The organism is Pseudomonas sp. PME37.24/006, from assembly GCF_055556635.1.
This window is the reverse complement of record NZ_JBVHNL010000002.1, coordinates 760367-785993: the sequence shown is the minus strand read 5'-3', so window position 1 is coordinate 785993 and position 25627 is coordinate 760367. Positions and strand designations below refer to the sequence as shown.

The window sequence follows — 25627 nt, the reverse complement described above, 5'->3', positions numbered from 1 at the left end:
TCAGTTAAAGCGGCTGCCCGGGTAATTTCAAACCGCTGCGCTAAGGTTGAACTAGGACATGGAACACGAATCGCACATAACAAGCCCATAGACGGAGCATAAACATGGCGTTCTTCACCGCGGCCAGCAAAGCCGACTTTCAGCATCAACTGCAAGCGGCCCTGGCGCAGCATGTCAGTGAACAGGATCTGCCAAGAGTGGCCCTGTTCGCTGAACAGTTCTTCGGCATCATCGCCCTCGAGGAACTGACACAGAGGCGTCTTTCCGACCTGGTTGGTTGCACTCTTTCTGCCTGGCGCCTGCTGGCTACTTTTGATCCTGCCCAGCCCCAGGTGCGCGTATTCAACCCCGACTATGAAAAGCATGGCTGGCAAAGCACGCATACCGGTATCGAAGTCCTGCACCCGGACATCCCATTCCTCGTCGACTCCGTGCGCATCGAACTCAAGCGCCGCGGTTACAGCATCCATACTCTGCAGAACAGCGTGCTCAGCGTGCGCCGCGATGCCCAGGGCGCGCTGATCGACCTGCTGCCCAAGGGCAGTGCCGGACAGGATGTCACGCGCGAATCGCTGATGTTCCTGGAAATCAACCGTTGCGCCAGCAACGCCGAGATCAAGTCGCTGCAAAAGACCCTGCTCGACGTGCTGGAAGAGGTGCGCCTCTCCGTTGCCGATTTCCAGCCGATGAAGGCCAAGGCTCAGGAACTGCTGAGCAAGCTGGGTGACGGCACCCTTGGCCGCGGCCAGACCGAAGCCGCCGAGCTGGACGAGATCAAGGTATTTCTCGACTGGCTGCAGGATGACCACTTCACCTTCCTCGGTTACGAGGAATTCACCGTTCATGACGATGCCACCGGCGGCTATTTGCAGTACGACGCAAGTTCGCTGCTGGGGTTGTCCAAGCGCCTGCGCAGCGGCCTGAGCCAGGACGATCTGCGTATCGAGCCCTATGCCCTGGCGTACCTGCGCGAGCCGAGCCTGCTGTCGTTCGCCAAGGCTGCTCAGCCAAGTCGGGTGCATCGCCCGGCCTATCCGGATTTCGTCTCCATTCGTGAAATCGACGGCGAAGGCAAGGTGGTCAAGGAGTACCGTTTTCTCGGCATCTACACCTCTACGGCTTACAGCGAAAGTGTGCGCGATATTCCCTACATTCGCCGCAAGGTCGCCGATGTTGAGAAACGCTCCGGTTTTATCTCCCAGGGCCACTTGAGCAAGGAACTGGTCAAGGTTCTCGAAGTGCTGCCGCGCGACGACCTGTTCCAGACGCCGGTGGACGAGCTGGCCAGTACCGCGCTGTCGATCGTGCAGATTCAGGAGCGCAACAAGGTTCGCCTGTTCCTGCGTTTCGACCCCTATGGCCGTTTCGTCTATGCACTGGCTTACGTGCCGCGTGATATCTATTCCACCGAGACCCGCCTGCGTATTCAGCAGGTACTGGTCGATCGCCTACAGGCCAGCGATTGCGAGTTCTGGACCTACTTCTCCGAGTCGGTGCTGGCTCGCGTGCAGTTCATCCTGCGTGTGGATCCGAAGACCAAGCTGGCCATTGATCCGCAGCAGCTCGAGCGCGAGGTCATTCAGGCCTGCCGCTCCTGGACGGATGATTATGCGTCTCTAGTAGTGGAAAATTTTGGCGAGGCCAAAGGCACTCGCGTGCTGACCGACTTCCCCAAACACTTCCCTGCAGGCTACCGCGAACGTTTCCCGGCGCATTCGGCCGTGGTCGACATGCAGCACCTGCGCAGCATTTCCGAAGAGCGCCCGCTGGTGATGAGCTTCTACCAGCCGCTGGTGCCGGGTGAGCGTCAGTTGCACTGCAAGCTGTACCACGCGGACACACCGCTGGCGCTGTCCGACGTGCTGCCGATTCTGGAAAATCTCGGTTTGCGCGTGCTCGGCGAGTTTCCATACCGGCTGCAACACCAGAGTGGCCGTGAGTTCTGGATTCACGATTTCGCCTTTACGTATAGCGAAGGCCTCAAACTCGACATCCAGCAGCTCAACGACACGCTGCAGGACGCCTTTATCCACATCGTGCGTGGCAATGCCGAGAACGATGCCTTCAACCGTCTGGTTTTGACGGCAGGCCTGCCATGGCGCGATGTCGCACTGCTGCGTGCCTATGCCCGTTACCTGAAACAGATCCGCCTGGGCTTCGACCTGGGCTACATCGCCAACACGCTGCTCAACCACGCCGATATCGCCCGCGAACTGGTGCGTCTGTTCAAGACCCGCTTCTACCTCGCCCGCAAGCTCAGTGCCGATGATCTGCAGGACAAGCAGAACAAACTGGAGCAGGCCATTCTCGGTGCACTGGACAACGTCGCGGTGCTCAACGAAGACCGCATCCTGCGACGCTACCTGGATCTGATCAAGGCAACCCTGCGAACCAACTTCTATCAGCCCGATGCTCAGGGCGAGGCGAAGCACTACTTCAGCTTCAAATTCAACCCTAGCGCGATCCCCGAACTGCCACGACCCGTGCCGAAGTTCGAGATCTTCGTCTACTCGCCGCGCGTCGAAGGCGTGCACCTGCGCTTCGGCAACGTCGCGCGGGGCGGCCTGCGCTGGTCCGACCGTGAAGAGGACTTCCGTACCGAAGTGCTCGGCCTGGTCAAGGCGCAGCAGGTCAAGAACGCGGTGATCGTGCCGGTCGGCGCCAAGGGTGGTTTCGTGCCACGCCGCTTGCCTGTGGGTGGCGGCCGTGACGAGATCCAGGCCGAGGCCATCGCCTGCTACCGCATCTTCATCAGCGGGCTGCTCGACATCACCGACAACTTGAAAGACGGCGAAGTGGCGCCGCCCGCCAACGTGGTGCGCCACGACGTCGATGACCCGTATCTGGTCGTCGCGGCCGACAAGGGCACTGCGACTTTCTCCGACATCGCCAACGGCATTGCCGGTGAATATGGCTTCTGGCTGGGCGACGCCTTCGCCTCGGGCGGCTCGGCCGGTTATGACCACAAAGGCATGGGCATTACCGCCAAGGGCGGCTGGGTTTCCGTGCAGCGTCATTTCCGCGAACGCGGTATCGACGTGCAGAAGGATCTGACCACCGTGATCGGTATTGGTGACATGGCCGGTGACGTGTTCGGCAACGGCCTGCTGCTGTCCGAATCGCTGCAGATGGTCGCTGCCTTCAACCACCTGCATATCTTCATCGACCCTAATCCGGATGCTGCACGCAGCTTCGCCGAGCGCCAGCGTTTGTTCGACCTGCCGCGTTCCAGCTGGGCTGACTACGACACCTCGCTGATCTCCCAGGGCGGCGCCATTTTCCTGCGCAGTGCCAAAAGCATCCCGATCAGTCCGGAGATGAAAGCCCGTTTCGATATTCAGGCTGACAAACTGGCTCCCAACGAGTTGCTCAATGCGCTGCTCAAGGCGCCGGTGGATCTGATCTGGAATGGCGGTATCGGCACCTACGTCAAATCCAGCCGCGAAAGCCATGCGGATGTCGGTGACAAGGCCAACGACCTGCTGCGTGTCGACGGTCGTGAACTGCGCGCCAAGGTGGTGGGCGAGGGCGGCAATTTGGGCATGACCCAGCTCGGCCGTGTCGAGTTCGGCCTTAACGGCGGCGCCAGCAACACCGACTTTATCGACAACGCCGGTGGTGTGGACTGCTCCGACCATGAAGTGAACATCAAGATCCTGCTCAACGAGATCGTCACCGCCGGCGACATGACCGGCAAGCAGCGCAACACGCTGCTCGCCGAGATGACCGAAGACGTCGGCAGTCTGGTGTTGGGCAACAACTACAAGCAGACTCAGGCCCTGTCGCTTGCCGAGCGTCGTGCCCGTGAGCGCCAGGGTGAATACAAGCGCCTCATGGCGGCCATGGAAGCGACCGGCAAACTCGACCGCGCCTTGGAGTTCCTGCCGACCGAAGAGGAGCTCAACGAGCGTGCCACCAAGGGCCAGGGCCTGACCCGCCCGGAACTCTCGGTGTTGATTTCCTACAGCAAGATCGAACTGCAGGAATCGCTGATCAAGTCCGACATCGCCGATGACGATTACCTGGCCCGCGAGATGGAAACTGCCTTCCCGGCGCGACTGGCTCAGCAGTACGGTGAGGCCATGCGCCGTCACCGCCTCAAGCGCGAAATCGTCAGCACGCAGATTGCCAACGATCTGGTCAACCACATGGGCATCACCTTCGTGCAGCGCCTGAAGGAGTCCACCGGGGTGGGTTCGGCGCAGGTAGCCGCTGCCTACGTCGTGGTACGTGACGTGTTCCACCTGCCGTTCTGGTGGCGGCAGATCGAGGCCCTGGACAACCAGGTGCCGGCCGATCTGCAGTTGACCATGATGGATGAGCTGATGCGCCTCGGCCGTCGTGCTACCCGCTGGTACCTGCGCAGCCGCCGCAACGACCTGGATGCCGCTCGTGACGTCGCTCACCTCGGCCCACGGGTCAAGGCGCTGGCCATGCGTCTGGACGAACTGCTCGAAGGGCCTGCCCGCGATCAGTGGATGGCGCGCTACCAGATCTACGTCGAAGCCGGTGTGCCGGAGCTGCTGTCCCGCGTGGTTGCAGGCACGGGCCACCTGTACACGCTGCTGCCGATCATCGAATCCGCAGACCTTACCGGTCGCGAGCCCACCGAAGTGGCATCGGCATACTTCGCCGTTGCCGACGCTCTGGATCTGTCGTGGTACCTGCAGCAGATCAGCAGCCTGAGTGTGGAAAGCAACTGGCAGGCTTTGGCCCGCGAGGCGTTCCGCGATGACCTGGATGCACAGCAGCGGGCGATCACGGTCTCCGTGCTGCAGCTGCCAGGTGGTTCAGAATCAATCGAGGAGCGGGTCGAGGCATGGCTGGAGCAGAACCGTCGTTTGGTCGACCGTTGGAAGGCCATGCTCGCCGAACTGCGTGCGGCGGCTGGTAGTGATTATGCGATGTACGCGGTGGCCAATCGCGAGCTGAGCGATCTGGCGCAAAGCCAGCTGCCGGTATTACCAGCTTGATCACCTGAGCTCTAGCGAGAAACGAAAACGCCCCGACTGGTTCGGGGCGTTTTTTTATCTTTGCTTCCTGAAAATCATATCGCCGGCAAGCGGGCTCCTACTCGATACGTAAACTGCCCACGATCCAGTAGGAGTCGGCGCCTAGCCCTTGCCGGCGAGTTGTCGCCATGCCGCAATCTTACGAAAAGACCGCCGTCTCAGGGCTTTTGCTGTAGGCCTTCGAGCAATGCCTTGTGGAAGCGCTCAGGTTCTTGAATCTGCGGCGAGTGGCCGAGATCCGGGAAGGTCACCAGGGTCGCGTCGGGGATGCGTTTCGCCGTTGCCGGGCCGAGCGCCTTGTAGTCACCCAGTTTGCTGCGCATCGCTTCGGGCGCTGTATCCTTGCCGACTGCGGTATTGTCTTTCTCGCCGATCAGTAACAAAACGGGCATCTTCAGGTTGGCGAATTCATAGACCACCGGTTGGGTGTAGACCATGTCGTAGGTCAGCGCCGAGTTCCAGGCAACGATTTCCTTGCCATCACCTTTGAACATGCCTGCCTGCATATCCACCCAGCGGTCGAACTCGGGGCGCCACTGGCCTGCATAGTAGGTGTTCTTCTGGTAATTGCGGCTGGCTTCGGCAGTGGTTTTCAGCTCGCGCTGGTACCACTGATCCACGCTCAGGTAAGCCACGCCGAGGGTCTTCCAATCTTCCAGGCCGATCGGGTTGACCATCGCGAGCTGCTCAACCTGTTCGGGGTAGAGCAAGGCGTAGCGGGTGGCGAGCATGCCGCCCATGGAATGGCCCATGACCGTCACGCGCTCGATCTTCAGCTGTTCCAGCAGCGCATGAGTGTTGCTGGCCAGTTGCTGAAAGCTGTACTGGTAATGAGCGGGCTTGCTGGACTTGCAGAAGCCAACCTGATCCGGCACTACGACACGATAACCAGCCTCGCTCAGGGCGGCGATGCTGCCTTCCCAGGTCGCACCGCAGAAATTCTTGCCGTGCATCAATAGTACGGTTCGGCCGTTAGCTTTTTTCGGCTGTACGTCCATGTAGGCCATCTGTAGTGAGCTGCCTTGGGAGTCGAAGGTGAATCGCTTGATCTCGTGTGGGTAATCGAAGCCTTGCAGTTCGGGGCCGTAACTGGGGGTTTCGGCAGCCAGGGCTGGCAGGCTACCAGCGATCAGCAGTGTGGCGAGGGCAATGCGCACAGGGGGATGCTCCAGACGTTGGGGGAGCAAAGACTGACAGCAATACGCGTGTAGCATTGCTGGCAAGTGTTTACAAAACCTGTCTGGGTGGCGCGTTTCAGCCCAGTTCGCGAACGTAACGCAGCATATCCGGGGCACCGGCCTGGCACAGGCCTTCGCCCAGCGCAGAGGCTTGTGGGGAGTGCTTGGGCAGCAGCAGGAATTCGGGAGAGCCCTGGGTACGTAGCAGGCTCAGGCGGGCATAGGGTATGTCGTGCTCCATCAGCAACTGCATGAAGGTGGCATCGCTCCAGGCTTCACTCGGCATAGCCAGAACGTGGTAGTTCTGCTCCAGAGCCTGTAGGCCACTTTCGCTTACACGGTATTCGGTAATGTCTGCTGTGAGACTGATTTCCAGACCTCGCAAGCGCGCGTAAGCCACTGCGCTGGCGAATGCTTCAGGATACTGCTCTCCAGCCCAGAACAGGCGCTCGCCACGCCACTGTGTCTGATAGAGATCGAGGTGTCCTTCGGGAAAGTCCGGCAGCGCCTGGGTCAGCGTTCTGACGAAGTCTCTGTAGCTGATGATGCGGATTTTTCGGCAGGCTTCGCTGGTTGCGTAATCCTCGAAGCTGGCATGACGGTCGTCGCAATGAACCAGGCCGTCGACCTTGCGCAGGTCGAGTTTTTCCACCTGGCGGTGATTAACGTCCACCAGCCTGATCAATGCCAGGCGAGCGTCGGCCTTGTCTTCCTGTACGGGGCCAGAAAGCGCGCTACGCGGCAGATCCTTGAGGCGTTGAAGCGGCGGCCCGGCTTGCCAGCAGATAGTGTCGGCGAAGGTCGGAATCGCGGCGAACGGCAGGCGTAACTGGCTGGCACGTTCGAAGATTGGCTTGCAGCCACGGCCAAGCAGACCCACACGCTGGGCCAGAGCGGTAAGGCGTGAGGTAAGAGGGCTGGGCTGTTCAGGCAGGCTCATGGCAACTCGCGGACGTCGGTGTGCCTGCTGCAGTGTGGCAGAGCTGGCAGCGTCTTGCACGGGGTGCATCAAGGAAGTTAGCGCATTGTACGGTGATACCAGGCCGCGTCGACGGGCTTGGCTGAGAGCACTGTGGCAGAATCTGTTCATTCATTTGCAAGGGAGCTTCCATGCCTAGCCTGGTACTGGATATTTCGTTATCGGCAGAACGTCTGCGGGTGCTCTACCAGGGGCGGGCCAATCGCATTCAGGCCCTCAGCCGAGATGGCCGGCGGGTGAGCATTCCGGCCCATCATTTCCGGCCATTTCTGACCCACGAAGGTATTTATGGTTCCTTCGAGCTGCAATTCAACGGCGAAGGTGAGTTGCTCAGCCTGCGTCGCCTGCCCTAGGCCTCGCTAGGCGGGTGGTTGGGCGGCTATAATCGGCGCCTTTCGATTTCGCCACTGACGAGCTAAGCCTGCCCATGTACAACCTGGCCCGCGAGCTGCTGTTCAAACTGTCCCCGGAAACCTCCCACGAGCTGTCCATCGACCTGATTGGCGCGGCCGGGCGTCTTGGTCTTGCCGGGCGCCTGAGCAAGGCACCGAACAGCCTGCCGGTAACGGTGATGGGGCTGCAGTTCCCCAACCCGGTTGGCCTGGCTGCAGGCCTGGACAAGAACGGCGATGCCATCGACGGTTTCGCGCAGTTGGGCTTCGGTTTCGTCGAAATCGGTACGGTCACGCCGCGTCCGCAGCCAGGTAATCCCAAACCGCGTCTCTTTCGTCTGCCCGAGGCCGAGGCGATCATCAACCGTATGGGCTTCAACAACCACGGCGTCGATCACCTGCTTGCCCGCGTGCAGGCTGCCAAGTTTCGCGGTGTGCTGGGTATCAACATCGGCAAGAACTTCGATACTCCGGTCGAGCGAGCGGTAGACGATTACCTGATCTGCCTGGACAAGGTCTATGCCCACGCCAGCTACATCACGGTCAACGTCAGTTCGCCGAACACGCCTGGGCTGCGCAGCCTGCAGTTCGGCGATTCGCTCAAGCAACTGCTCGATGCCCTGCACAAGCGCCAAAATGAATTGACGCTGAGCCATGGTCGTCGCGTGCCCCTGGCGATCAAGATCGCTCCGGACATGACCGATGACGAGACCGTTCAGGTTGCGGCGGCATTGTTGGAGAGCGGCATGGATGCGGTTATCGCCACCAACACCACGTTGAGCCGTGAGGGTGTCGAGAATCTGGCGTTCGCCAACGAGGCTGGTGGCCTGTCGGGCGCGCCGGTACGCGACAAGAGTACTCATACGGTCAGCGTGCTGGCGGGAGAGTTGGGCGGGCGTCTGCCGATCATTGCTGCTGGCGGTATCACCGAGGGGCGCCATGCCGCGGACAAGATCGCCGCGGGTGCGAGCCTGGTGCAAATATATTCCGGGTTCATCTACAAGGGGCCTGCGCTGATTCGCGAGGCGGTGGATGCGATTGCCGCGGCGCGCCGCTGAAGAGGGGAAATAAAAAGGGCTCCCTTAGGGAGCCCCTGGGCTTGCGCCCGCCGCTCGGATGGAGCGTGCTTGGTGAAGTCGGTAGGTCCCTGGTTTAGCCGACAGCTCGAAGTTCGTTGAGTCGATGAATACCGGCGGTGCCGGTCAAACCGTCCCAGTTGTCACCGCGGCCTTCACGCCAGCCATTGAGCCAGGCCTGACGCACGGACGGAAGAGTGAAAGGACACAGCTCGCGGGATTTACCACTAATACCGTACTGATAGCCGCGCAAAAAAGCTTTTTCTAAAGGATCACGCTTAAGTCTTCTCATAGGGTGTTGCCCTCACTTGTTGACTGTTTATGTCCCGTAGACCTCTGGGAGGTCAGGCAGAAGGTTCTGCCATGGAGTCCGCTGCCGGCGTCGCGAGCCTCCTGTGCCATCGTCGTTGCGACGATGGCCTGGGTAGATTTCTATCGAATGCATGAACCTGTGTGAATGATCGATTTGTCATAAGGACGTAACGGTTTTGCGGGTGAGGCCATAAGGTCGGCGTAATATTTTCTCGGTCTTGAGCGAAAGCCTTGGTAACCGGGGCTTTGCGGGTTACTTGCTGGTGTTTTGCCATCGTGAATGGCTATCGATTACACCCGCTGTTTATTCCGACGAAGGGTCGCTTTGCGACTTTTTGTCACTTATTTTGGTTGTGCCGTTTGCCGTGCCCAACCCATTACTGCCTTTTGGCACTGGATTTCTGATGTCGGACGATAACGAACTCTTCCTCACGTGCCCCAAAGGGCTCGAAGGCCTGCTGCTCGAGGAAGCCAAAGCGTTGGGCCTGGATCAGGCCCGCGAGCACACCTCGGCCATTCGTGGCGTGGCCAGCATGGAGACGGCTTATCGCCTGTGCCTGTGGTCGCGCCTGGCCAATCGCGTGCTGCTGGTGCTGGCGCGTTTTCAGGTACGTGATGCCGAGACCCTCTACGAGGGTGTGCTCAACGTCGACTGGTTCGAACACCTACTGCCGAGTGGCAGCCTGGCTGTCGAATTCAGCGGTAATGGCTCCGGCATCGACAACACCCATTTCGGTGCCCTGAAGGTCAAGGACGCCATCGTTGACAAGCTGCGCCAGGCCGATGGCACCCGCCCGTCGGTGGACAAGATCAACCCCGACATGCGCGTGCACCTGCGCCTGGATCGTGGCGAGGCGATACTGTCGCTGGATCTGTCCGGCCACAGCCTGCACCAGCGTGGTTATCGCCTGCAGCAGGGCGCCGCACCGCTGAAGGAAAACCTGGCTGCCGCGGTGCTGATCCGTGCCGGTTGGCCACGTATCGCCGCTGAAGGCGGCGCCCTGGCCGACCCAATGTGCGGGGTAGGTACCTTCTTGGTCGAGGCCGCGATGATCGCCGCCGATATTGCGCCGAACATGACGCGCGAGCAGTGGGGCTTCAGTAACTGGCTCGGCCACGTGCCGGCCACCTGGAATCGTTTGCGTGTTGAAGCCGAAGAGCGTGCTGCTGTCGGCCTGGCCAAGCCACCGCTATGGATCCGCGGCTACGAAGCCGATCCGCGACTGATTCAGCCTGCTCGCAACAACATTGACCGCGCCGGGCTGAGTGACTGGATCAAGGTCTATCAGGGAGAAGTGGCGACTTTCGAACCGCGGCCGGATCAGAACCAGAAAGGCCTGGTGATCAGCAACCCGCCCTACGGCGAGCGGCTGGGTGACGAGGCGAGCCTGCTGTACCTCTACCAGAACCTCGGCGAGCGCCTGCGCCAGGCCTGCATGGGCTGGGAGGCAGCGGTATTCACCGGCGCCCCCGACCTGGGCAAGCGCATGGGTATTCGCAGCCACAAGCAGTACGCCTTCTGGAACGGCGCGCTGCCGTGCAAGCTGCTGCTGATCAAGGTGCAGCCCGAGCAGTTCGTCACCGGTGAACGTCGCACTCCCGAGCAGCGTGAGCGCGAACGTGAGCAGAGCGAACTGCAGGTCGAAGAACCGAAACTCAACCGCAACGGCAACCCGATCAAGCCGGCACCGGCTCCCGTAGAGCAGGCGCGGCTGAGCGAAGGCGGGCAGATGTTCGCCAACCGCCTGCAGAAGAATCTCAAGCAGCTCGGCAAGTGGGCACGCCGTGAGGGCGTTGACTGCTACCGTCTGTACGATGCCGATATGCCGGAATACGCCCTGGCTATCGACCTCTATCACGACTGGGTGCATGTGCAGGAGTACGCCGCACCGCGCTCCATCGACCCGGAGAAGGCCCAGGCCCGTCTGTTCGACGCGCTGGCCGCTATTCCCCAGGCGCTGGGCATCGACAAAAGCAAGGTGGTGATCAAGCGCCGCGAGCGCCAGAGTGGCACCAAGCAATACGAGCGGCAGGCCGCGCAAGGCAAGTTCATGGAAGTGGCCGAGGGCGGCATCAAGCTGCTGGTCAATCTGACCGACTACCTGGATACCGGGCTGTTTCTTGATCACCGTCCACTGCGCCTGCGCATCCAGAAAGAAGCCGCGGGCAAGCGCTTCCTCAATCTCTATTGCTATACCGCCACGGCCAGTGTGCATGCGGCAAAAGGTGGTGCGCGTAGCACTACCAGCGTCGATTTGTCGAAAACCTACCTGGATTGGGCGCGGCGTAACCTGTCGCTCAACGGCTTTTCCGACAAGAACCGCCTGGAGCAGGGCGATGTGATGAGCTGGTTGGCCGATGATCGTGGTGAGTACGACCTGATCTTCATCGACCCTCCGACCTTCTCCAACTCCAAGCGCATGGAAGGCGTGTTCGATGTACAGCGCGATCATGTTCAGTTACTGGACATGGCCATGGCACGCCTGGCGCCGGGTGGCGTGCTGTACTTCTCCAACAACTTCCGCAAGTTCCTGCTCGACGAGCAGTTGCCGTCGCGTTATCAGGTTGAAGAGATCACTGCCGCCACCCTCGATCCAGACTTCGCCCGTAACGCCAAGATCCACCGCGCCTGGAAGCTGATGGCCAAGTAACCAACGAACCGTAGCCTGGGTTGAGCGCAGCGATACCCAGGGCGATTTCCCGGGTGTCGCTGTGCGCTCGACCCGGGCTATCTCATGCTGTTATCTGGCGTTGCTCTTCGGCTGCTTGTAGAGGTCGAGCAGCACCTGATCGAGGATCACCGAAGCGCCCCAGGGTTTCGGGTCGTTGAGGATCGCCACCACAGCCCAGCTGTTGCCGTTGCTGTCGCGGCTGAAGCCGGCGATGGCGCGTACGTTGTTCAGGGTGCCGGTCTTGATGTGCGCCTGCCCGGCCATCGGCGTGTTACGCAGTCGTTTGCGCATGGTGCCGTCCAGCGCGACGATCGGCATCGAGCTGATGAACTCGGCGGCGTAAGGGCTCTTCCAGGCAGCCTCCAGAATACGGCCCATCTCACGAGCGCTCAGGCGCTCCGCCCGGGACAGCCCGGAGCCGTTCTCCATTACCAACTGCGGCGCGGTAATGCCCTTGCGGGCCAACCAGGCGCGAATCACCCGCTGCGCAGCATGGGCGTCGTCGACATCGGCATTGGTGCGATTCTGCGCGCCGATGCTGAGAAACAGCTGCCGAGCCATGGTGTTGTTGCTGTACTTGTTGATGTCGCGGATGATTTCCACCAGATCGGGGGAAAAGGCTCGCGCCAGCAGGCTCGCGCTCTTCGGCACATCGGCCTGGCGGTTCTTGCCCATGATGCTGCCGCCCAGCTCCTGGAAGATGGCGCGCACGGCACCCGCTGCATAGCCGGGATGGTCGAGCAGCGACAGGTAGGTCTGGGCGCTGCAGCCATCGGTCAACTGGCCGGTGACGATCACCCGTGTACCGTCGAACTCCTTGACCGGGTTGTAGCGCACGTCCGGCCAGGCCGGGCATTTGCCAGCCTTGAGCACCTTAACCTGATTATCCAGCGTCAACCCCGCCAGCGGTGGCTCGGCAGCGACGGTGACCTTGCCATTCTCGGCGCGGGCGATGAAGCGCAGCGCCTTTAGGTTGACCAGCAGCGAGTCGGGGGTGACCAGATAGGGCTTGTTGGCATCGCCGCCGTCGTCGTTGAAGGCGGGCAGATCAGGCTGTGCGAAATAGCTGCGATCGAGCACCAGATCGCCGGTCACCTGACGCACGCCATTGGCTCGCAGGTCACGCAGCAGCAGCCAGAGCTTTTCCATGTTCAGCTTGGGATCGCCGCCACCCTTGAGGTACAGGTTGCCGTTGAGTACGCCGTCCTTGAGTTGGCCGTCGGTATAGAACTCGGTCTTCCACTGATAGGTCGGGCCGAGCAGTTCCAGTGCGGCGAAGGTGGTCAGCAGCTTCATGGTCGAAGCCGGATTCACCGAAACGTCGGCATTAAAGATAGTGCCGTTGCCTGGGCCAGTGAGCGGCAGGGTGACCACCGACAATGATTGCTGGCCGATCTTGTTGGCCTTTAGGCTTTTGACCACGTTTTCAGGGAGATTAGCGCTGGTCGCTGCATAGGCGGGCAGGGCAGTAGGCAGTACGAGGCAGGCGAGGGCCAGAGGACGGAGGATGCGCAACCTCCGAACGGCGGGTACAACGGAAAATCGCATTACGAGCTCCCACAGCGGTTTGGGACAATGCGCCGCATTATGCCCCATGACTAGGCTATCAGGGCTGCGATTGCGGGGTTTTTCGTCAGGTGACGGGCATCGAGCTCGCTAAGCTGGTAGAGTGCCGCGCGTTATCACTCTGAAGGATTTTTACCCATGGCTACCAATCGTTCCCGTCGTCTGCGCAAGAAACTCTGTGTGGATGAATTCCAGGAGCTGGGTTTTGAGCTGAACCTGAACTTCAAGGAAGACCTGAGCGACGAAGCCGTCGACGCCTTCCTCGATGCATTCCTGAGCGACGCCATGACCGCCAATGGTCTGGGCTACGTCGGTGGTGACGACTACGGTCTGGTATGTCTGTCCAAGCGTGGGTCGGTCAGCGAAGAGCAACGCGCCGCCGTCGAAGCCTGGCTCAAGGGCCGTTCGGAGCTGGTCGATGTCAGTGTCAGCCCGCTGCTTGACGTCTGGTATCCGGAAAACGAGATCAGCTCGGCTTCCTGATGCAATGTACGGGCCTCGTTCGAGGCCCGTTATTTCTCAGGTTGATGCAGCCTGACGACTCTCCAGATGCCGAGCGGTGATTGTCGCCACGGCCTCACTGAATGCCACACATTGTTCGCTACGGATGCCTAGAGAATCGTCTTGTGTCTCCTCGCCTTGTAGCAACACAAGCATGCCCAGCAGTTTGCCTTGTCGGTCACGTAAAGCAATTGCCAGCAGATTTACCAGTGGTGTGCCTAGCATGTTGAGCAGCGGCCGATAGTCGCCAGCTTTGTCGAATCCCAGTGAAAGTGATGCGCGGCCGTCATCCAGTGCCATGCGCAGCCATGTCGGCAAATTGTCGCCATCCAGCGGTTGAGCGTGCAGGTCGCTACGGCGAAGCGTGTGAGTCGTATCTGAAAACTCCATAGTGTGGGGTTGTAGGCGCCCGTTTTCGATCAAGTAGACGATGCCGGCTTGGGCCTTAATGGCCTGTAGGGTTTGCTGCGTTATCCACTTCAAGAGTGCCTGAGTGCTTGGCTGGTGACCCAGTTCGGCGATGATCTCCTGGTAGTGAGTCAGGGCTCTATTCATCTGTGCCATGGCCTGGGCCAGGCAATCCACTTCCAGTACCGAGGAGCGCAGGCCGCTTGCGGCGGCAAAGTCGAAACGCCCCATCGCCTCGGCCTGATTCTGTAGGGCAGCCAGCGGCCGGGTGATACAACGCGACACCAGCCAGGCAATGGGCAGGCATAGCAGCAGGGTGGTCAGGGTGATCAATGCACCTTGCCAGCGAATGCGATAGGCGTCGGCGAGCAGTTCGTCTTCTGGCACCAGCAGCGCCAGATAAAGGCCATCGGGCCCACCTTCGCTCACGTGGCTACGTGAAACTACCCAACGGCGTTTGTTTAACGTTTCGATGCTTTGCTGATTGTGCCCGGGTGTCAGTTCGACAAAGGCGTCGGCCAGCTCCGTGAGCAGTTCGGTTACGGGCTTGAGTCTGGGCTCGGGTGCATTGTTGAGTAAACGCTGGCTATCAGGATAGGCAATGGCCAATCCCCTGGCATCGAATAGCACCACTTCGCTGCTGGGCGTGACCTTGTGCTTGATGAGTGTGGCGGAAAGGTCTTGCAGGGTAAGGTCGGCAGCAATCACTGCTTGATCACCCACGGCGTTGGCCAGGGTGGTGCCGATCGCTCCAGAGGAGAAGAATACATAGGGCGTGGTGGTTATGGTGCCGTTCTGGCTGTGGGCCCGGCTGTACCATTCGCGCATTCGCGGGTCGTAATCCTGGCTGCCTAATGGACGGCGCTCCAGCAGGTTCAACGCGTCATCGAAATACAGGTACTCACCCGCACGGCCGTTTGCGTGCTGCTCGACTGACCAGATTTGCAGCGAGGCGCCTTCGGGGGCCTGGAACTGCCGCTGGATGGTTCGGTTACGCAGAGCGCGAACCATGAAGAAGTCGCCATTGCGGTAACCGAGGTACAGCGAGGCCAGCTTGGGATTGTCACGCAGTGCCTGTGCGAAGGGGGCGAGCAGGGGCATGCGTGTCTGCAGGTCATCGCTGCGGGCACCTTCGGCGAACGCCAGCACGCCGAGCAGGTGATGGATGGGTTGGTAGGTGGCGCTGATATCGCGCTGTACATCCTGCTGAATATGTTCGAACAGGATAGCGCTGCTGGAGAAGATGATTGCCGTGGTCTGGCGGTAGTTGAACACACCCAGCGCACCGCCGGTGAGCAGCAGCATCAGCATGAACAGCACGCTAATGTGAACGTGCAGGGGTAACCTGCGTTCTCCAGGCCGGAAGCTGCTGGGCATCGCGCGTCGCTCCATGGTTGCGCTATTAATAGGCCAGCATAGTCAGGCGTTTATGGCACTGTCGAGTCTTGTGAAGGCACTTTGTCATTATTGCCGAGTGGTTGCTGTTTTATCGCCGCGCGATTGTCCAGCCATTGCCGCAGAGCATGCATTAGCAAGGCTATGAACAATGTCAGCAGAATGCCCAGGGTGACGTTGAACAGGCGTACTTGTGGCAGGTGCCAGTCCCTGGCCAGGCTTTCCGCGAGCAGCACGAAGCACACCGTGGTCTGCAGCACGAACAGGCCGTAGTTGTGCGCTTGCAGAGCACGGCTCAGGGTGATCAGCGGCAGCATGATGGCCACCATCATCGGTGGGCTCTGCAGGCTGTTGCCGAACAAAATCAGCAGTCCGGCAGCGCTTAGACTGGCCATGCTTGCCTGCAGGGCGCGCACCAGGCTGCCCCTGAACTCCAGCTGCAGGGTGGTGACCACCGCCAGAGTCAACCAGTAGCCGCGCTGCAGGTGCGCGAGGTTGACGATCAGGCCGGCCAGCGATACTGCCAGCGTGCAGCCCATCGCGTACAACCACCACTGCTGGCGTGACTGGCGGCGGGCATGGCGGCGCAGCACCTTTATCAGGCTCATCAGGCGCGGCATGTACGGCCACATGCGCAGGCCGTGAACGCCACGCAGGCCGAACGCCAGGAGCATCACCCACAGCCCGCCGAGAATGAACAGCATGGCGATGGCGTAGGGGTTGTTCAGGCTGCTGCTGCCGTATTGGCCTTGCCCCAGGCACAGGCACACAGTGAGGCCGATACCCAGCTTGCCCGCCTCGGTACCGTAACGCTGCAGCCAGGCGAGCAGTAGGCCGAAGGCGGCGAACAGCGACAGGCTGATCAGTGGGTGTGTCGCCGACCAGAAACCCAACCCTGCACTGCAGGCGCCGAGCCCGGTTAGCAGCAGCATGCGCAGCATGCCGAAGCGGTGCAGCGGATTGGCCTGTGCAGCCTGAAAGGCACCGACCGAGGCCCACAGGAAGCCAGGGTGAGCGCTGAACAGCCCCAGCAGCAACGGCAGCGCACAGCCCAGCCCGGCCACCACGGCAGGGCCCCAGGCAGGTGGCCCGGCGTGCCAGCTGAACAACTGTCGCAATACCTGGCGCATGCTCAGACGGGGCTCGAGCGACCGGTCATTTCGCGGGCCATTTCGGTAGCATAGCTATCGGTCATGCCGGCAATGAAGTCGATCATCCGCAGGAAGGAGCGGTACAGCGGCCAGTGCGGATCGGGCGCGTTATGGCCGAGCAGGTCGAGGATGCGGCGGTTCTTGAACGACGGCGTACGCCCGCCATGTTGTTCCAGCGCCGCGCCGCAGAAAGCATTGAGGAGAATTTCCAGGGTGGTGTAGGCACCGATCTCGTGGAGGGTTTTGCGTTTGTCCTGAAAGATCTTTTCCCGAGCCATTGCCTTGGCGGCTTGCACGCAATTCTTGGCTGGGCCGTGCATGTGCTCGACCAGGTCGCCTTCCAGGGTACCTGCCAGCAACGCCGACTGCTGCTCGACGAAGGCGTGGGCTGCCGAGTTGGTCAGGTGCTCGATGGCCTTGCCGCGCAGGATCGCCAGCTTGCGTCGACGCGAATCGTTGGGGCCCAGCTGGCGGTAAGTTTCCGGCAGGTCATCGCCGACCAGATCGAGCAGCAGCGACTCCACTTCGGCGTAGTCGAGCAGCTCCATTTCCAGGCCGTCTTCGAGGTCGATCAGGCCGTAGCAGATATCGTCTGCGGCCTCCATCAGATAGACCAGGGGGTGACGTGCCCAGCGCTGTTCTTCGAGTTGCGGCAGGCCGAGCTTACTGGCGATCTGCTCGAGCAGCGGCAGCTCGCTCTGGTAGCAACCGAACTTGTGCTTCTTGTAGCCCAGAGCTTCCGCGTGGCGGGACGTCCAGGGGTACTTTAGGTAGGTGCCGAGGGTTGCATAGGTGAGGCGTGTGCCACCATCGAACTGGTGGTACTCCAGTTGGGTGAGTACCCGAAAGCCCTGGGCGTTGCCTTCGAAGCTGAGGAAGTCGCCGCGTTCGGCATCGCTCATGGCGTCCAGCCAGCCGCGACCGGCCGCCTGCTGGAACCAGTGGCGAATGGCGTCTTCACCGGAATGGCCAAAAGGCGGGTTGCCGATGTCATGAGCCAGGCAGGACGACTGCACCACCATGCCCAGGTCGCTCGGCTCGCACCAGGAGGGCAGTTCGCTACGCAGTATCTCTCCGACGCGCATGCCCAGGGAACGGCCCACGCAGCTGACTTCCAGCGAGTGGGTCAGACGCGTGTGGATGTGGTCGTTGCTGGACACCGGGTGCACCTGGGTCTTGCGGCCCAGGCGGCGGAAGGCACCGGAGAAGATGATCCGGTCATGATCCTTGTGAAAGGGGCTGCGGCCCAGTTCATCGGCGCTGGGCGACGGTTTGCCAAGACGTTCACGGGTGAGCAGGGTTTGCCAGTCCAAGCGTGCTTCCTTTACCGGAGACGATGGCGCGGCCTTCGTCGGTCAGATGCATGTGGTTTGCCAACGACCCACATGCGAATTGATCGTTAGCTTCCCTGTTCGACGAAGTAACTGCAAGGCTGCATCCACTAAAGTCCATTGGCATCGATATCGACCAGTAACAGCCGGTTGCCGTTGTCGATGAACTGCCCGGCCGTGAGGCAGTACTGGTTGCTGGTCGCATCGCGGTAAGTGCTGGATAGAATCAGGCGGCGCTCTTCCCAACCCTCGGCGAGCAGCTGATAGAAATACGGGCGCCACGACCAGTTATGGCCGATGTAGCGATCATCTGCCTGCCAGGCACCGTCGCGCCACTCCAGGTTGGGCGTGGTCTGTGTGCCATGGCGGTCACATTGGTACAGGCGCAGCAGCCAGGGGTAGGCCACTGGCGCGGCAAGCGCTGCCGGCAGACCGCTTTCCAGATCTTTCTTGAGCACTGCGAACAGCTCGGCGAGTTGTTTGCGTAGGCCCATCAGACGAGCCCTCTCGGCCAATTTCTGCTGCACGTACTGATCGCGCAGCAGTGCGAAACGATCAACGAACGCATCGTTCTCGAAGAACGCCAGTTCGGGCCTGGCAAACAGATAGCCTTGCACGTAGCGGGCTCCGCATTCCAACGCAAAGTCGAGTTCGGCGTTGGTTTCCACACCCTCGGCGATGATCCAGCAGCCGGTTTTTTCGGCCATCATCGCCAGTGCCTTGACCACTTCGCCACTGGGGCCGCCACGGGCTGCTTCCTGGAACAGGCGCATGTCCAGCTTGAGAATGTCGGGTTGCAAGGCCAGCACCCGGTCGAGCTGGGAGTAGCCAGCGCCGAAGTCATCGATGGCGATGCGCGCGCCGGCTTCCCGGTAGCGAGCCACTACGCCAGGCAGGCGCTGGCTTGCGCCACCGAGTTCGGTGATCTCGAAAACCACGCGCTTGGGATCGATACCGCTGCGCTCAAGCTGCTTGAGGCTGGGCAATGCCTGTTCAGGTCGCAAGCGACTGATCCAGCGTGGCGATATGTTCAGGCTCAAGAACCATTGCGATGGCGCGTCGTGAAAACGCATCAGCGCTTGTTCACGCACTTGCCGGTCGAGGCGGCGCAGGGCGGTTGGCGGTGTCTTGGGATCGGCGAACAGCGGCCCTGCCGAGTGCAGGCGACCCTGTGCGTCACGCAGCCTGGCCAGCGCTTCGACGCCAGCAATCTGGCCGGTAGCCGTATCGATAAAGGGTTGGAAGACGGCGAGCGGTTGACCGTCGAGCACCGAGCACATCCTTAGCAAAGAGAACGGTAATGCCGGGGAATATCCGGCTCAAGCCCATGTCGCTAGCAAGAATGTGGCCAGTATCAGGCTTGCTCAGGCTCTTTTGCTGGCTTTTTGCCTTCAGGGTTGGCCGGGCGTTTCCTCAGGTTGGGAAAAGCCTCCAGCGCCATGCGTAGCCAGCGACGCCATTGGCCGCCGCGCATACCGAGCAGGGTCAATGCGAAGGCTCCGCCAGTGATCCAGATTGGTGCGTTGCTGCCTTTGAGTTCCTGGCGCCAGTGATTGCCGAAGTCCTTGGCTTTCTGCAACGGCTGCAGGATGACCATTGTTTCGTGGCGAATTTCCTGACGATGCATTTCCAGGCGCAGGCGCAGCATGGTCTTGCGCAGTTCCTGGGTGGAGGTCTTGCTGCTGGGGCGGGTCATGGCAGCAGTTGCTCCCGATCGCGGGCCAGTTCTTCGAGGCTGGCGCTGAATGGGGCGGGGGCGTTACGCATGCGCTGAACCAGGCTCGACGCACAGGCAAGCAGGCCCAGCGTATAGAAGAGGCAAAGCAGTGAAATCACCAGAATGCGGTGGTTTTCCCAGAATACGATCAGCAGTGCGGCAGATAAGCCGGTGATCAGCAATAGCCCGAACAACACGCACAAGCCAGTCAGGATCAGCAGGGTGACGGTGCGCGCCTGCTGCTCCCGAAACTCTTCGCTGAACAGTGCCACATGGCCCTGAATCAGCCCGAGCAGGGCACCGGCCAGGCGCCGCGGCGAAGGGCCGCGGCTGGGAGGTGCTGCTGTCTGGCTGTCATCCATGTGCTGTCCTGATCAACGTCGGCTAATGAGCATGCCGATCAGTATACCAATGCCGGCGGCTATGCCGATGGTCTGCCATGGGTGGGTCTGCACATAGTCTTCGGTCGCGCCGACTGCAGCCTTACCGCGCAGTACAACGTTCTCTTCGGTGTTCTTCAGCGTCGAACGCGCACGGCCGAGGCTGTCACGGATCTGCGCGCGCAGCTCTTCGGCTTGATCGCCGACCAGGCTGGCCGAGTGCTGCAGCAGGACTTCGGTGTCGCGCACCAAAGCCTGAAACTCTTCGAGCAGCTCTTCTTTATTGGCAGGTGCAGCAGGACGTGAAGGAAGTGGGCGGGCCATGGATCGTTCTCCTGTAGGTGTGATGCGGTGTAAGGGGTTCGAGTAGCTGCCATTGACCAGGTTCAGTCTATCTGTGAATCGCCGGGAATGAAGCAGGCGCGGAAGGCATAAGCATTGCATTGGCGTGGTGCGTTCGTGCCTGAAATGCATGTTTATGGTGCTTGCTCCGCTAGGAAGGCAATGGTCTGGTGCGTACGCAACCAATTGATAATTAATAAATAAGTACTGAAATGACAGCGTCGTTGAGCACCAGGATGGCGCTCGCCTTCAGTTGAGAACGCAGCAAAACGGCTGCTAGTGCCTCTTTGTGGTGCTCTCTGATTGCGCGATGTTCTTTTCTGGTGCTTTTCTCTGCGGAGCCTCTGCCTCGATGGAAAACCTCAACAGTGCCGTGCAAACGCTGATTCACGGCTCCAATACATTGTTCATCCTGATCGGCGCGATCATGGTGCTCGCCATGCACGCCGGCTTCGCTTTTCTGGAAGTGGGCACGGTAAGGCAGAAGAATCAGGTCAACGCTCTGTCGAAGATTCTCTCGGACTTCGCGATCTCCGCCATGGCCTACTTCTTCGTCGGCTACTGGATTGCCTATGGGGTGACCTTTCTGCACCCCGCCAGCGTACTGGTGGAGGGCAATGGTTACGCATTGGTGAAGTTCTTTTTTCTGCTGACCTTCGCGGCGGCGATACCGGCGATCATTTCCGGCGGCATCGCCGAGCGCGCGCGCTTCGGCCCGCAGCTGTGCGCCACGGCACTGATAGTCGCCTTCGTCTATCCATTCTTCGAGGGCATGATCTGGAACGGCAACTTCGGCCTGCAGAGCTGGCTGGAGGCGCAATTTGGCGCGCCATTCCACGACTTTGCCGGTTCGGTGGTGGTGCATGGCGTTGGCGGCTGGCTGGCATTCACCGCGGTGCTGCTGCTCGGGCGTCGGGATGGCCGTTACCGCGATGGCCGCCTGGTCGCTATGGCGCCGTCGAGCATTCCGTTCCTCGCTCTTGGCTCGTGGATACTGATCATCGGCTGGTTCGGCTTCAACGTGATGAGCGCCCAGACCCTGGGCAGCATCAGCGGACTGGTGGCCGTGAACACGCTGATGGCAATGGTCGGCGGCACCCTGGCGGCGCTGATCGTCGGTCGCAACGACCCGGGCTTCCTGCATAACGGCCCGCTGGCCGGCCTGGTGGCGATTTGCGCAGGTTCCGACCTGATGCATCCGGTCGGTGCGCTGGTCACTGGCGCTATTGCCGGCGCGCTGTTCGTCTGGGCGTTTACCGCCACTCAAGTGAAATGGAAGATCGACGATGTGCTCGGCGTCTGGCCGCTGCACGGTTTGTGTGGCGTCTGGGGCGGTATCGCCTGCGGCATCTTCGGGCAGCAGATGTGGGGTGGTCTGGGTGGTGTCAGCCTGGTCAGTCAGTTGCTCGGCAGCGTACTGGGTGTGCTGGTGGCGCTGATTGGCGGCTTCCTGGTATACGGCGCGCTGAAGCTGGTCGTCGGCATTCGTTTGAGCCAGGAGCAGGAGTATTACGGCGCCGATCTGTCGATACACAAGATCGGTGCGGTCAGTCAGGACTGAGCCGCTTGTCGAGTTGCTCGGTAGCTAGCCCTAAACTTTTGCCGCAAGCTGCCGTCAACCTTGCACATGCTCCGTTTCGGTGACTTGCCATGACTGTTTCTCTTCCGCTGTCGACCTCAACGACAGGCCGCTCGCCTCAGATTGGCGGCCAGACCACCATCCGCAACGCGGCCGATGCCCAGGTCGCGCTGTCCAATCGGCTTGCCGAGCGCCTGGGTCTGCCTGCCGGCTCGCTCACCGCCAAGCAGGATGACTTCTCTCCGGAGAAGGTGGCGGATCGCGTGCTCGGGTTCATCGAGCAGCGGCTGAAGAGCGAAGCGGCTGCAGGGGCGAGCCCGGAAAAGCTGCAGAAATTCATGGATCAGGCCCGTTCTGGCGTAGAGAAGGGCTTCGACGAAGCCCGCAAGATTCTCGACGGCATGGGCGTTCTCAAGGGCAAGGTCGCCACTGATATCGACGATACCTACCAGCGCATTCAGCAGGGCTTTGCCGGCCTCGACAAACAGTTCGGCGCAGCGCCAGCCGCTGGTGTCGTGCCGACGTCGAGCGACCGTTTTGCGGCCGTGGCGGAAAGCTTCGAGTTGGATATCACCACCCGAGATGGTGACCGCCTGCGTGTATCGATCGCTCAGGCGTCCGCCGCCTGGTCGCGCACCGAAGGTTCGAGCAGCCAGTCCGGCAGTCTGCAGATCGGTGGTTGGCAGGTGCAGGTCGAGGGTGATCTGGATGATCAGGAAAAAGCCGCCCTGGAGAAGCTGTTCAGCCAGGTGCAGGATCTTTCCAATTCCTTCTATTCCGGTGATGTAGCCGGCGCCTTCGATCGGGCCATGTCACTGGAAATGGACGGCTCGCAACTGGCCTCCATGTCCCTGAAATTGACTCAGACCAGCGTGCGCCAGGCTACCGATACCTACGGCTCGGTGGCCAGCCAGGGTGGGCAACCGGCCAGTGCGGTGAATGGCGCGCTCAACGACTATGCTCAAGGCTTGCTCGACGCACTGCGTACTGCCAATGAGTGGGGCAGCGACGGCAAGGGCCTGCTGCAGGATCTGCTCAAGGGGGGCTTCTCTCTGGACGAGCGTTTCGATAATGCGCGGCTGGACAAGGCCGAGCAGCTCAATGGCCGCCTGCTGGACGGTCTGCAAGGCCTGCTGGGCTCCACGTTGGCGCCGAAAGCGGATGAAGGTGCTGCGAGCGCCTGATACAGAGGAGCGGGGTGGTAGACTGCCACCTTTCTCGCTGCGGAGGCTGACCCATGCTCCCTGAGTGCCAATTGCTGGGAACCATCGGTTGTCATCTTTGTGAGTACGCCGAGGCGGTAGTGATGCCTTTCGTCGAGCGCGGCTTGCTTGTCGAGTTAGTCGATATCGCCGAGCGTGACGACTTGCTGGAGCGCTATGCGCTGTTGATACCTGTGCTGAAACGCACCGATACCGGCGCCGAGTTGACTTGGCCGTTCGATACGCCGCAGGTCGTCGCCTTTCTTGGCTGATCCACCGTCTGCACACAACGAGCCTGACGCATTCGAAGTCTGGCCAGGTTTTGCTTTTTAGAATGACAGGGGAGTTGTATCCATGGGTGTAGTGCTGGGCGATGCGTTATCGCTGCTGCTGTTTCGTTTGCACAGTGGCCGTTTGCTGGGCATCAATCTGCTCAAGGTCAACGAGATCATTCCCTGCCCGCAGTTGACCAAAATGCCCAGTCGGCACCCTCATGTGCGCGGCGTGGCGACGTTGCGTGGTTCGGCGCTGACGGTCATTGATCTGGCGCGAGCAATTGGTGAGCGCGGTGGTAGTGATAGCCAGGACGGCTGTCTGATCGTTACCGAGCTCAGCCGGTCGCGGCAAGGGCTACACGTACAGAGCGTGGAGCGCATCGTGCAATGCTCGACTCGCGATGTGCGCCCGCCGCCCGCTGGCGCTGGCACGCGGGCTTTCATTACCGGAGTGACGCAGATCGACGGCGCTATCGTGCAAATTCTCGACATTGAAAAAGTCTTGCATGAGATCGCACCAGCTCCTCTCGAGGATGTCGCCGATGAGTTGCTCAGCCATGCCGAGCGGCAGCTCTTGCAAGGCCGTCGAGTACTGGTCGTCGATGACTCACAGGTAGCCCTGCAGCAAACGCTGATCACGCTGCGAAAGCTCGACTTGGACTGCCAGGCCGTACGTAGCGCCGCCAGCGCGCTTGAAGTGCTGCGGGCCGCGCAGCAGGAGGGGCAGCCGATCGAGGTGTTGGTCTCGGATATCGAAATGCCGGAAATGGACGGCTACACCCTGGTTCAGCAGATTCGCAAGGACAGCGTGCTTAGCGAGACCTACGTGCTGCTGCATACCTCGCTGGACAGCACCATGAATACCGAGAAGGCCCGCGCAGTGGGGGCCAACGACGTGCTCACCAAGTTCTCCAGCGTCGATCTCAGCAAAGCGCTACTGCGCGCGTTCCAGCGTCTCAACGACTGAATTGCGGCACGCCTATTCGATTCTCTGTTCGCCGGTGAACTGTAGGGTGATCTTGCAGCGCCGGCAGAAGTAGCGACGGCCCTTGGCGACCAGGGCGTGGCGCTGCGCGGAGAACGGAAATTCGCCTTGCGGGCACTGGCAGCGATAGATGAAGCGGCTGACCTGGCGGCGTTTCACGTCATAGCTGTGGCAGCGGTGTGGGGGCAGTTCGTAGACCCCACGCATGATCAGCTGCCATTCCTCGCCGTGGGGCTGAATGCTCAGGCCGAAAAGCTGGTGTGCGACCAGATGCGCCACTTCGTGGGGCACCGTCTGGCGCAGAAAATCTTCCTGGTTTTCACGGTACAGCTGCGGGTTGAAGCGCAGTTTGTTTTCTGTGAGATGAGCCACTCCGGCCTTCTGGCCGCGCAGTTTGAAACTCACTTCGGGGCGTTTGAATGGCTGCTTGAAGAAGGTTTCCGCCTGCTGATAGCAAGCCTCGACGCGGGCGTGGATCTGTTCTGACATGGGGGCATCGGGAAAGGTGATTACGGCGGATTATGCCGCAGTTCATCCTGCCATGCAGCGTTTGCGGGCTGAACGGCAAGTGCCCTCAGCGGTAATAACGCTGCAGTGTCTCCATGGCGTGGTTGATGCTCTGCAACTGCTGCGTGCTGCCGCCGCGATCCGGGTGATGGATGCTGACCAGCTGTCGGTAGCGCTGCCTGATGAAAGACAGGTCGAGATCACCGCTGTGCGCATCCAGCTCGAGAACGGCGAGGGCGGATTGTTTTTCCTCGCCGCCCTGCAGGCGTACCCAAAACGCGCCAAGCAGTTTCTGCACATCGTCGGCATCGGTATCGCGCAGATGAGTCAGGTCGAGGTAGTACTCGCGCAACGGATCCTTTTCGCTCAATGCGCTTTCGCCCGCCTGATACGGCAGCAGCCGAATGCACAGCGGGCTGATCTGCAGCAAGGCACATTGTTCGGCAGCCAACTGGTCGCGCAGCCGATAAAGCGTATGGAACAGCAGAAAGTGGCTGCGAAACAACTCCAGGGTATCCGTGGGCAGGCGCTCTTCGGCGCCTTGCCAGCGATTCAGGCGCAGCAGCAGCTCGTATTCCGAAAGCCCTTCGGGCGCGGTCTGGAGCAATTCGAGCAGTCGTGTGTTGGGGGCGTTTTCTTCGTTCATTGGCTCACCTTAGCCGAAGGA

General features: G+C 60.8%; 22 protein-coding genes. 9 read left to right on the top strand and 13 right to left on the bottom strand.

Annotation, left to right across the window (positions count from 1 at the left end):
- Positions 1–104 precede the first annotated feature (104 nt).
- Positions 105–4973 (top strand): NAD-glutamate dehydrogenase, encoded by a 4869-nt coding sequence (locus ACZ3GY_RS09215; RefSeq protein WP_465909750.1) that lies wholly within the window; start codon positions 105–107, stop codon positions 4971–4973.
- A 197-nt stretch (positions 4974–5170) separates the two neighbouring features.
- Here ACZ3GY_RS09215 and ACZ3GY_RS09210 read toward each other — a convergent pair whose 3' ends face one another.
- Positions 5171–6184 (bottom strand): alpha/beta fold hydrolase, encoded by a 1014-nt coding sequence (locus ACZ3GY_RS09210; protein ID WP_465910025.1) that lies wholly within the window; start codon positions 6182–6184, stop codon positions 5171–5173.
- An 82-nt stretch (positions 6185–6266) separates the two neighbouring features.
- On the bottom strand, positions 6267–7130 hold the full coding sequence (locus ACZ3GY_RS09205; RefSeq protein ID WP_465909749.1) for a DUF6685 family protein: 864 nt from the start codon (positions 7128–7130) through the stop codon (positions 6267–6269).
- Positions 7131–7300: 170 nt separating this feature from the next.
- On the opposite strand from ACZ3GY_RS09205, the gene ACZ3GY_RS09200 reads away from it, so the two are divergent.
- Positions 7301–7522 carry a DUF2835 domain-containing protein gene (locus tag ACZ3GY_RS09200; RefSeq protein ID WP_465909747.1) on the top strand — a complete coding sequence of 74 codons (222 nt, stop codon included), beginning with the start codon at positions 7301–7303 and terminating at the stop codon, positions 7520–7522.
- 74 nt (positions 7523–7596) lie between these two features.
- Entirely contained in the window at positions 7597–8619 is a 1023-nt protein-coding gene (locus ACZ3GY_RS09195) for a quinone-dependent dihydroorotate dehydrogenase (RefSeq protein WP_465909746.1), read from the top strand.
- A 94-nt stretch (positions 8620–8713) separates the two neighbouring features.
- On the opposite strand, the gene rmf is transcribed toward ACZ3GY_RS09195, so the two are convergent.
- Positions 8714–8929, bottom strand: a complete 216-nt coding sequence (rmf, locus tag ACZ3GY_RS09190; RefSeq protein ID WP_073268316.1) for a ribosome modulation factor — start codon at positions 8927–8929, stop codon at positions 8714–8716.
- A 424-nt stretch (positions 8930–9353) separates the two neighbouring features.
- Between rmf and rlmKL the strand changes: the two genes are divergently transcribed.
- Positions 9354–11600: a bifunctional 23S rRNA (guanine(2069)-N(7))-methyltransferase RlmK/23S rRNA (guanine(2445)-N(2))-methyltransferase RlmL gene (gene rlmKL, locus ACZ3GY_RS09185; protein WP_465909745.1), complete on the top strand. Its 2247-nt coding sequence runs from the start codon at positions 9354–9356 to the stop codon at positions 11598–11600.
- Positions 11601–11690: 90 nt separating this feature from the next.
- Here the strand turns inward: rlmKL and dacB are convergent, their stop codons facing one another.
- A complete protein-coding gene (dacB, locus tag ACZ3GY_RS09180) occupies positions 11691–13169 on the bottom strand; it encodes a D-alanyl-D-alanine carboxypeptidase/D-alanyl-D-alanine endopeptidase (protein ID WP_465909743.1) in 1479 nt (492 codons plus the stop codon).
- Positions 13170–13325: 156 nt separating this feature from the next.
- On the opposite strand from dacB, the gene ACZ3GY_RS09175 reads away from it, so the two are divergent.
- Positions 13326–13670, top strand: coding sequence for a YggL family protein (locus tag ACZ3GY_RS09175; protein WP_463564529.1), 345 nt, complete (start codon positions 13326–13328; stop codon positions 13668–13670).
- Between the two features lie 36 nt (positions 13671–13706).
- Here ACZ3GY_RS09175 and ACZ3GY_RS09170 read toward each other — a convergent pair whose 3' ends face one another.
- The 7 genes from ACZ3GY_RS09170 to ACZ3GY_RS09140 form a co-directional block, all read right to left on the bottom strand.
- Positions 13707–15407, bottom strand: a complete 1701-nt coding sequence (locus tag ACZ3GY_RS09170) for a hypothetical protein (protein WP_465909742.1) — start codon at positions 15405–15407, stop codon at positions 13707–13709.
- 116 nt (positions 15408–15523) lie between these two features.
- On the bottom strand, positions 15524–16621 hold the full coding sequence (locus ACZ3GY_RS09165; protein WP_463564531.1) for an FUSC family protein: 1098 nt from the start codon (positions 16619–16621) through the stop codon (positions 15524–15526).
- 2 nt (positions 16622–16623) lie between these two features.
- The gene (locus tag ACZ3GY_RS09160; RefSeq protein WP_463564532.1) at positions 16624–17955 is read right to left on the bottom strand and encodes a deoxyguanosinetriphosphate triphosphohydrolase; all 1332 of its coding nucleotides are present in this window, start codon (positions 17953–17955) and stop codon (positions 16624–16626) included.
- A gap of 128 nt (positions 17956–18083) precedes the next feature.
- Positions 18084–19244: an EAL domain-containing protein gene (locus tag ACZ3GY_RS09155; protein ID WP_463564533.1), complete on the bottom strand. Its 1161-nt coding sequence runs from the start codon at positions 19242–19244 to the stop codon at positions 18084–18086.
- A gap of 83 nt (positions 19245–19327) precedes the next feature.
- Positions 19328–19669: a hypothetical protein gene (locus tag ACZ3GY_RS09150; protein WP_463564534.1), complete on the bottom strand. Its 342-nt coding sequence runs from the start codon at positions 19667–19669 to the stop codon at positions 19328–19330.
- Entirely contained in the window at positions 19666–20052 is a 387-nt protein-coding gene (locus ACZ3GY_RS09145) for a phage holin family protein (RefSeq protein ID WP_463564535.1), read from the bottom strand. The genes ACZ3GY_RS09150 and ACZ3GY_RS09145 overlap by 4 nt, the downstream gene beginning before the upstream one ends.
- A 12-nt stretch (positions 20053–20064) precedes the next feature.
- The gene (locus ACZ3GY_RS09140; RefSeq protein WP_042555727.1) at positions 20065–20394 is read right to left on the bottom strand and encodes an ElaB/YgaM/YqjD family protein; all 330 of its coding nucleotides are present in this window, start codon (positions 20392–20394) and stop codon (positions 20065–20067) included.
- Between the two features lie 370 nt (positions 20395–20764).
- On the opposite strand from ACZ3GY_RS09140, the gene ACZ3GY_RS09135 reads away from it, so the two are divergent.
- From ACZ3GY_RS09135 to ACZ3GY_RS09120, 4 genes are all read left to right on the top strand, one after another.
- Positions 20765–21973 carry an ammonium transporter gene (locus tag ACZ3GY_RS09135; RefSeq protein WP_225831659.1) on the top strand — a complete coding sequence of 403 codons (1209 nt, stop codon included), beginning with the start codon at positions 20765–20767 and terminating at the stop codon, positions 21971–21973.
- An 89-nt stretch (positions 21974–22062) separates the two neighbouring features.
- Entirely contained in the window at positions 22063–23175 is a 1113-nt protein-coding gene (locus ACZ3GY_RS09130; protein WP_463564536.1) for a DUF5610 domain-containing protein, read from the top strand.
- A 53-nt stretch (positions 23176–23228) separates the two neighbouring features.
- Positions 23229–23465 (top strand): glutaredoxin family protein, encoded by a 237-nt coding sequence (locus ACZ3GY_RS09125; protein WP_463564537.1) that lies wholly within the window; start codon positions 23229–23231, stop codon positions 23463–23465.
- A gap of 82 nt (positions 23466–23547) precedes the next feature.
- The gene (locus ACZ3GY_RS09120; protein WP_465909739.1) at positions 23548–24435 is read left to right on the top strand and encodes a chemotaxis protein CheV; all 888 of its coding nucleotides are present in this window, start codon (positions 23548–23550) and stop codon (positions 24433–24435) included.
- Between the two features lie 12 nt (positions 24436–24447).
- On the opposite strand, the gene ACZ3GY_RS09115 is transcribed toward ACZ3GY_RS09120, so the two are convergent.
- On the bottom strand, positions 24448–24942 hold the full coding sequence (locus ACZ3GY_RS09115) for a SprT family zinc-dependent metalloprotease (protein ID WP_225831667.1): 495 nt from the start codon (positions 24940–24942) through the stop codon (positions 24448–24450).
- A gap of 85 nt (positions 24943–25027) precedes the next feature.
- A complete protein-coding gene (locus ACZ3GY_RS09110; protein WP_463564538.1) occupies positions 25028–25606 on the bottom strand; it encodes a DNA-J related domain-containing protein in 579 nt (192 codons plus the stop codon).
- Between the last annotated feature and the right edge of the window lie 21 nt (positions 25607–25627).

What these genes read in the sequence shown, in the direction of transcription:
- ACZ3GY_RS09140 (WP_042555727.1), bottom strand. Translation starts at nt 20,394, where the DNA reads ATGGCCCGCCCACTTCCTTCACGTCCTGCTGCACCTGCCAATAAAGAA.
- ACZ3GY_RS09110 (WP_463564538.1), bottom strand. Translation starts at nt 25,606, where the DNA reads ATGAACGAAGAAAACGCCCCCAACACACGACTGCTCGAATTGCTCCAG.
- ACZ3GY_RS09195 (WP_465909746.1), top strand. Translation starts at nt 7,597, where the DNA reads ATGTACAACCTGGCCCGCGAGCTGCTGTTCAAACTGTCCCCGGAAACC.
- dacB (WP_465909743.1), bottom strand. Translation starts at nt 13,169, where the DNA reads ATGCGATTTTCCGTTGTACCCGCCGTTCGGAGGTTGCGCATCCTCCGT.
- ACZ3GY_RS09120 (WP_465909739.1), top strand. Translation starts at nt 23,548, where the DNA reads ATGGGTGTAGTGCTGGGCGATGCGTTATCGCTGCTGCTGTTTCGTTTG.
- ACZ3GY_RS09130 (WP_463564536.1), top strand. Translation starts at nt 22,063, where the DNA reads ATGACTGTTTCTCTTCCGCTGTCGACCTCAACGACAGGCCGCTCGCCT.
- rmf (WP_073268316.1), bottom strand. Translation starts at nt 8,929, where the DNA reads ATGAGAAGACTTAAGCGTGATCCTTTAGAAAAAGCTTTTTTGCGCGGC.
- ACZ3GY_RS09205 (WP_465909749.1), bottom strand. Translation starts at nt 7,130, where the DNA reads ATGAGCCTGCCTGAACAGCCCAGCCCTCTTACCTCACGCCTTACCGCT.
- ACZ3GY_RS09115 (WP_225831667.1), bottom strand. Translation starts at nt 24,942, where the DNA reads ATGTCAGAACAGATCCACGCCCGCGTCGAGGCTTGCTATCAGCAGGCG.
- ACZ3GY_RS09125 (WP_463564537.1), top strand. Translation starts at nt 23,229, where the DNA reads ATGCTCCCTGAGTGCCAATTGCTGGGAACCATCGGTTGTCATCTTTGT.
- ACZ3GY_RS09165 (WP_463564531.1), bottom strand. Translation starts at nt 16,621, where the DNA reads ATGCGCCAGGTATTGCGACAGTTGTTCAGCTGGCACGCCGGGCCACCT.
- ACZ3GY_RS09215 (WP_465909750.1), top strand. Translation starts at nt 105, where the DNA reads ATGGCGTTCTTCACCGCGGCCAGCAAAGCCGACTTTCAGCATCAACTG.
- ACZ3GY_RS09145 (WP_463564535.1), bottom strand. Translation starts at nt 20,052, where the DNA reads ATGGATGACAGCCAGACAGCAGCACCTCCCAGCCGCGGCCCTTCGCCG.
- ACZ3GY_RS09200 (WP_465909747.1), top strand. Translation starts at nt 7,301, where the DNA reads ATGCCTAGCCTGGTACTGGATATTTCGTTATCGGCAGAACGTCTGCGG.
- rlmKL (WP_465909745.1), top strand. Translation starts at nt 9,354, where the DNA reads ATGTCGGACGATAACGAACTCTTCCTCACGTGCCCCAAAGGGCTCGAA.
- ACZ3GY_RS09135 (WP_225831659.1), top strand. Translation starts at nt 20,765, where the DNA reads ATGGAAAACCTCAACAGTGCCGTGCAAACGCTGATTCACGGCTCCAAT.
- ACZ3GY_RS09175 (WP_463564529.1), top strand. Translation starts at nt 13,326, where the DNA reads ATGGCTACCAATCGTTCCCGTCGTCTGCGCAAGAAACTCTGTGTGGAT.
- ACZ3GY_RS09150 (WP_463564534.1), bottom strand. Translation starts at nt 19,669, where the DNA reads ATGACCCGCCCCAGCAGCAAGACCTCCACCCAGGAACTGCGCAAGACC.
- ACZ3GY_RS09170 (WP_465909742.1), bottom strand. Translation starts at nt 15,407, where the DNA reads ATGCTGATGCTGCTGCTCACCGGCGGTGCGCTGGGTGTGTTCAACTAC.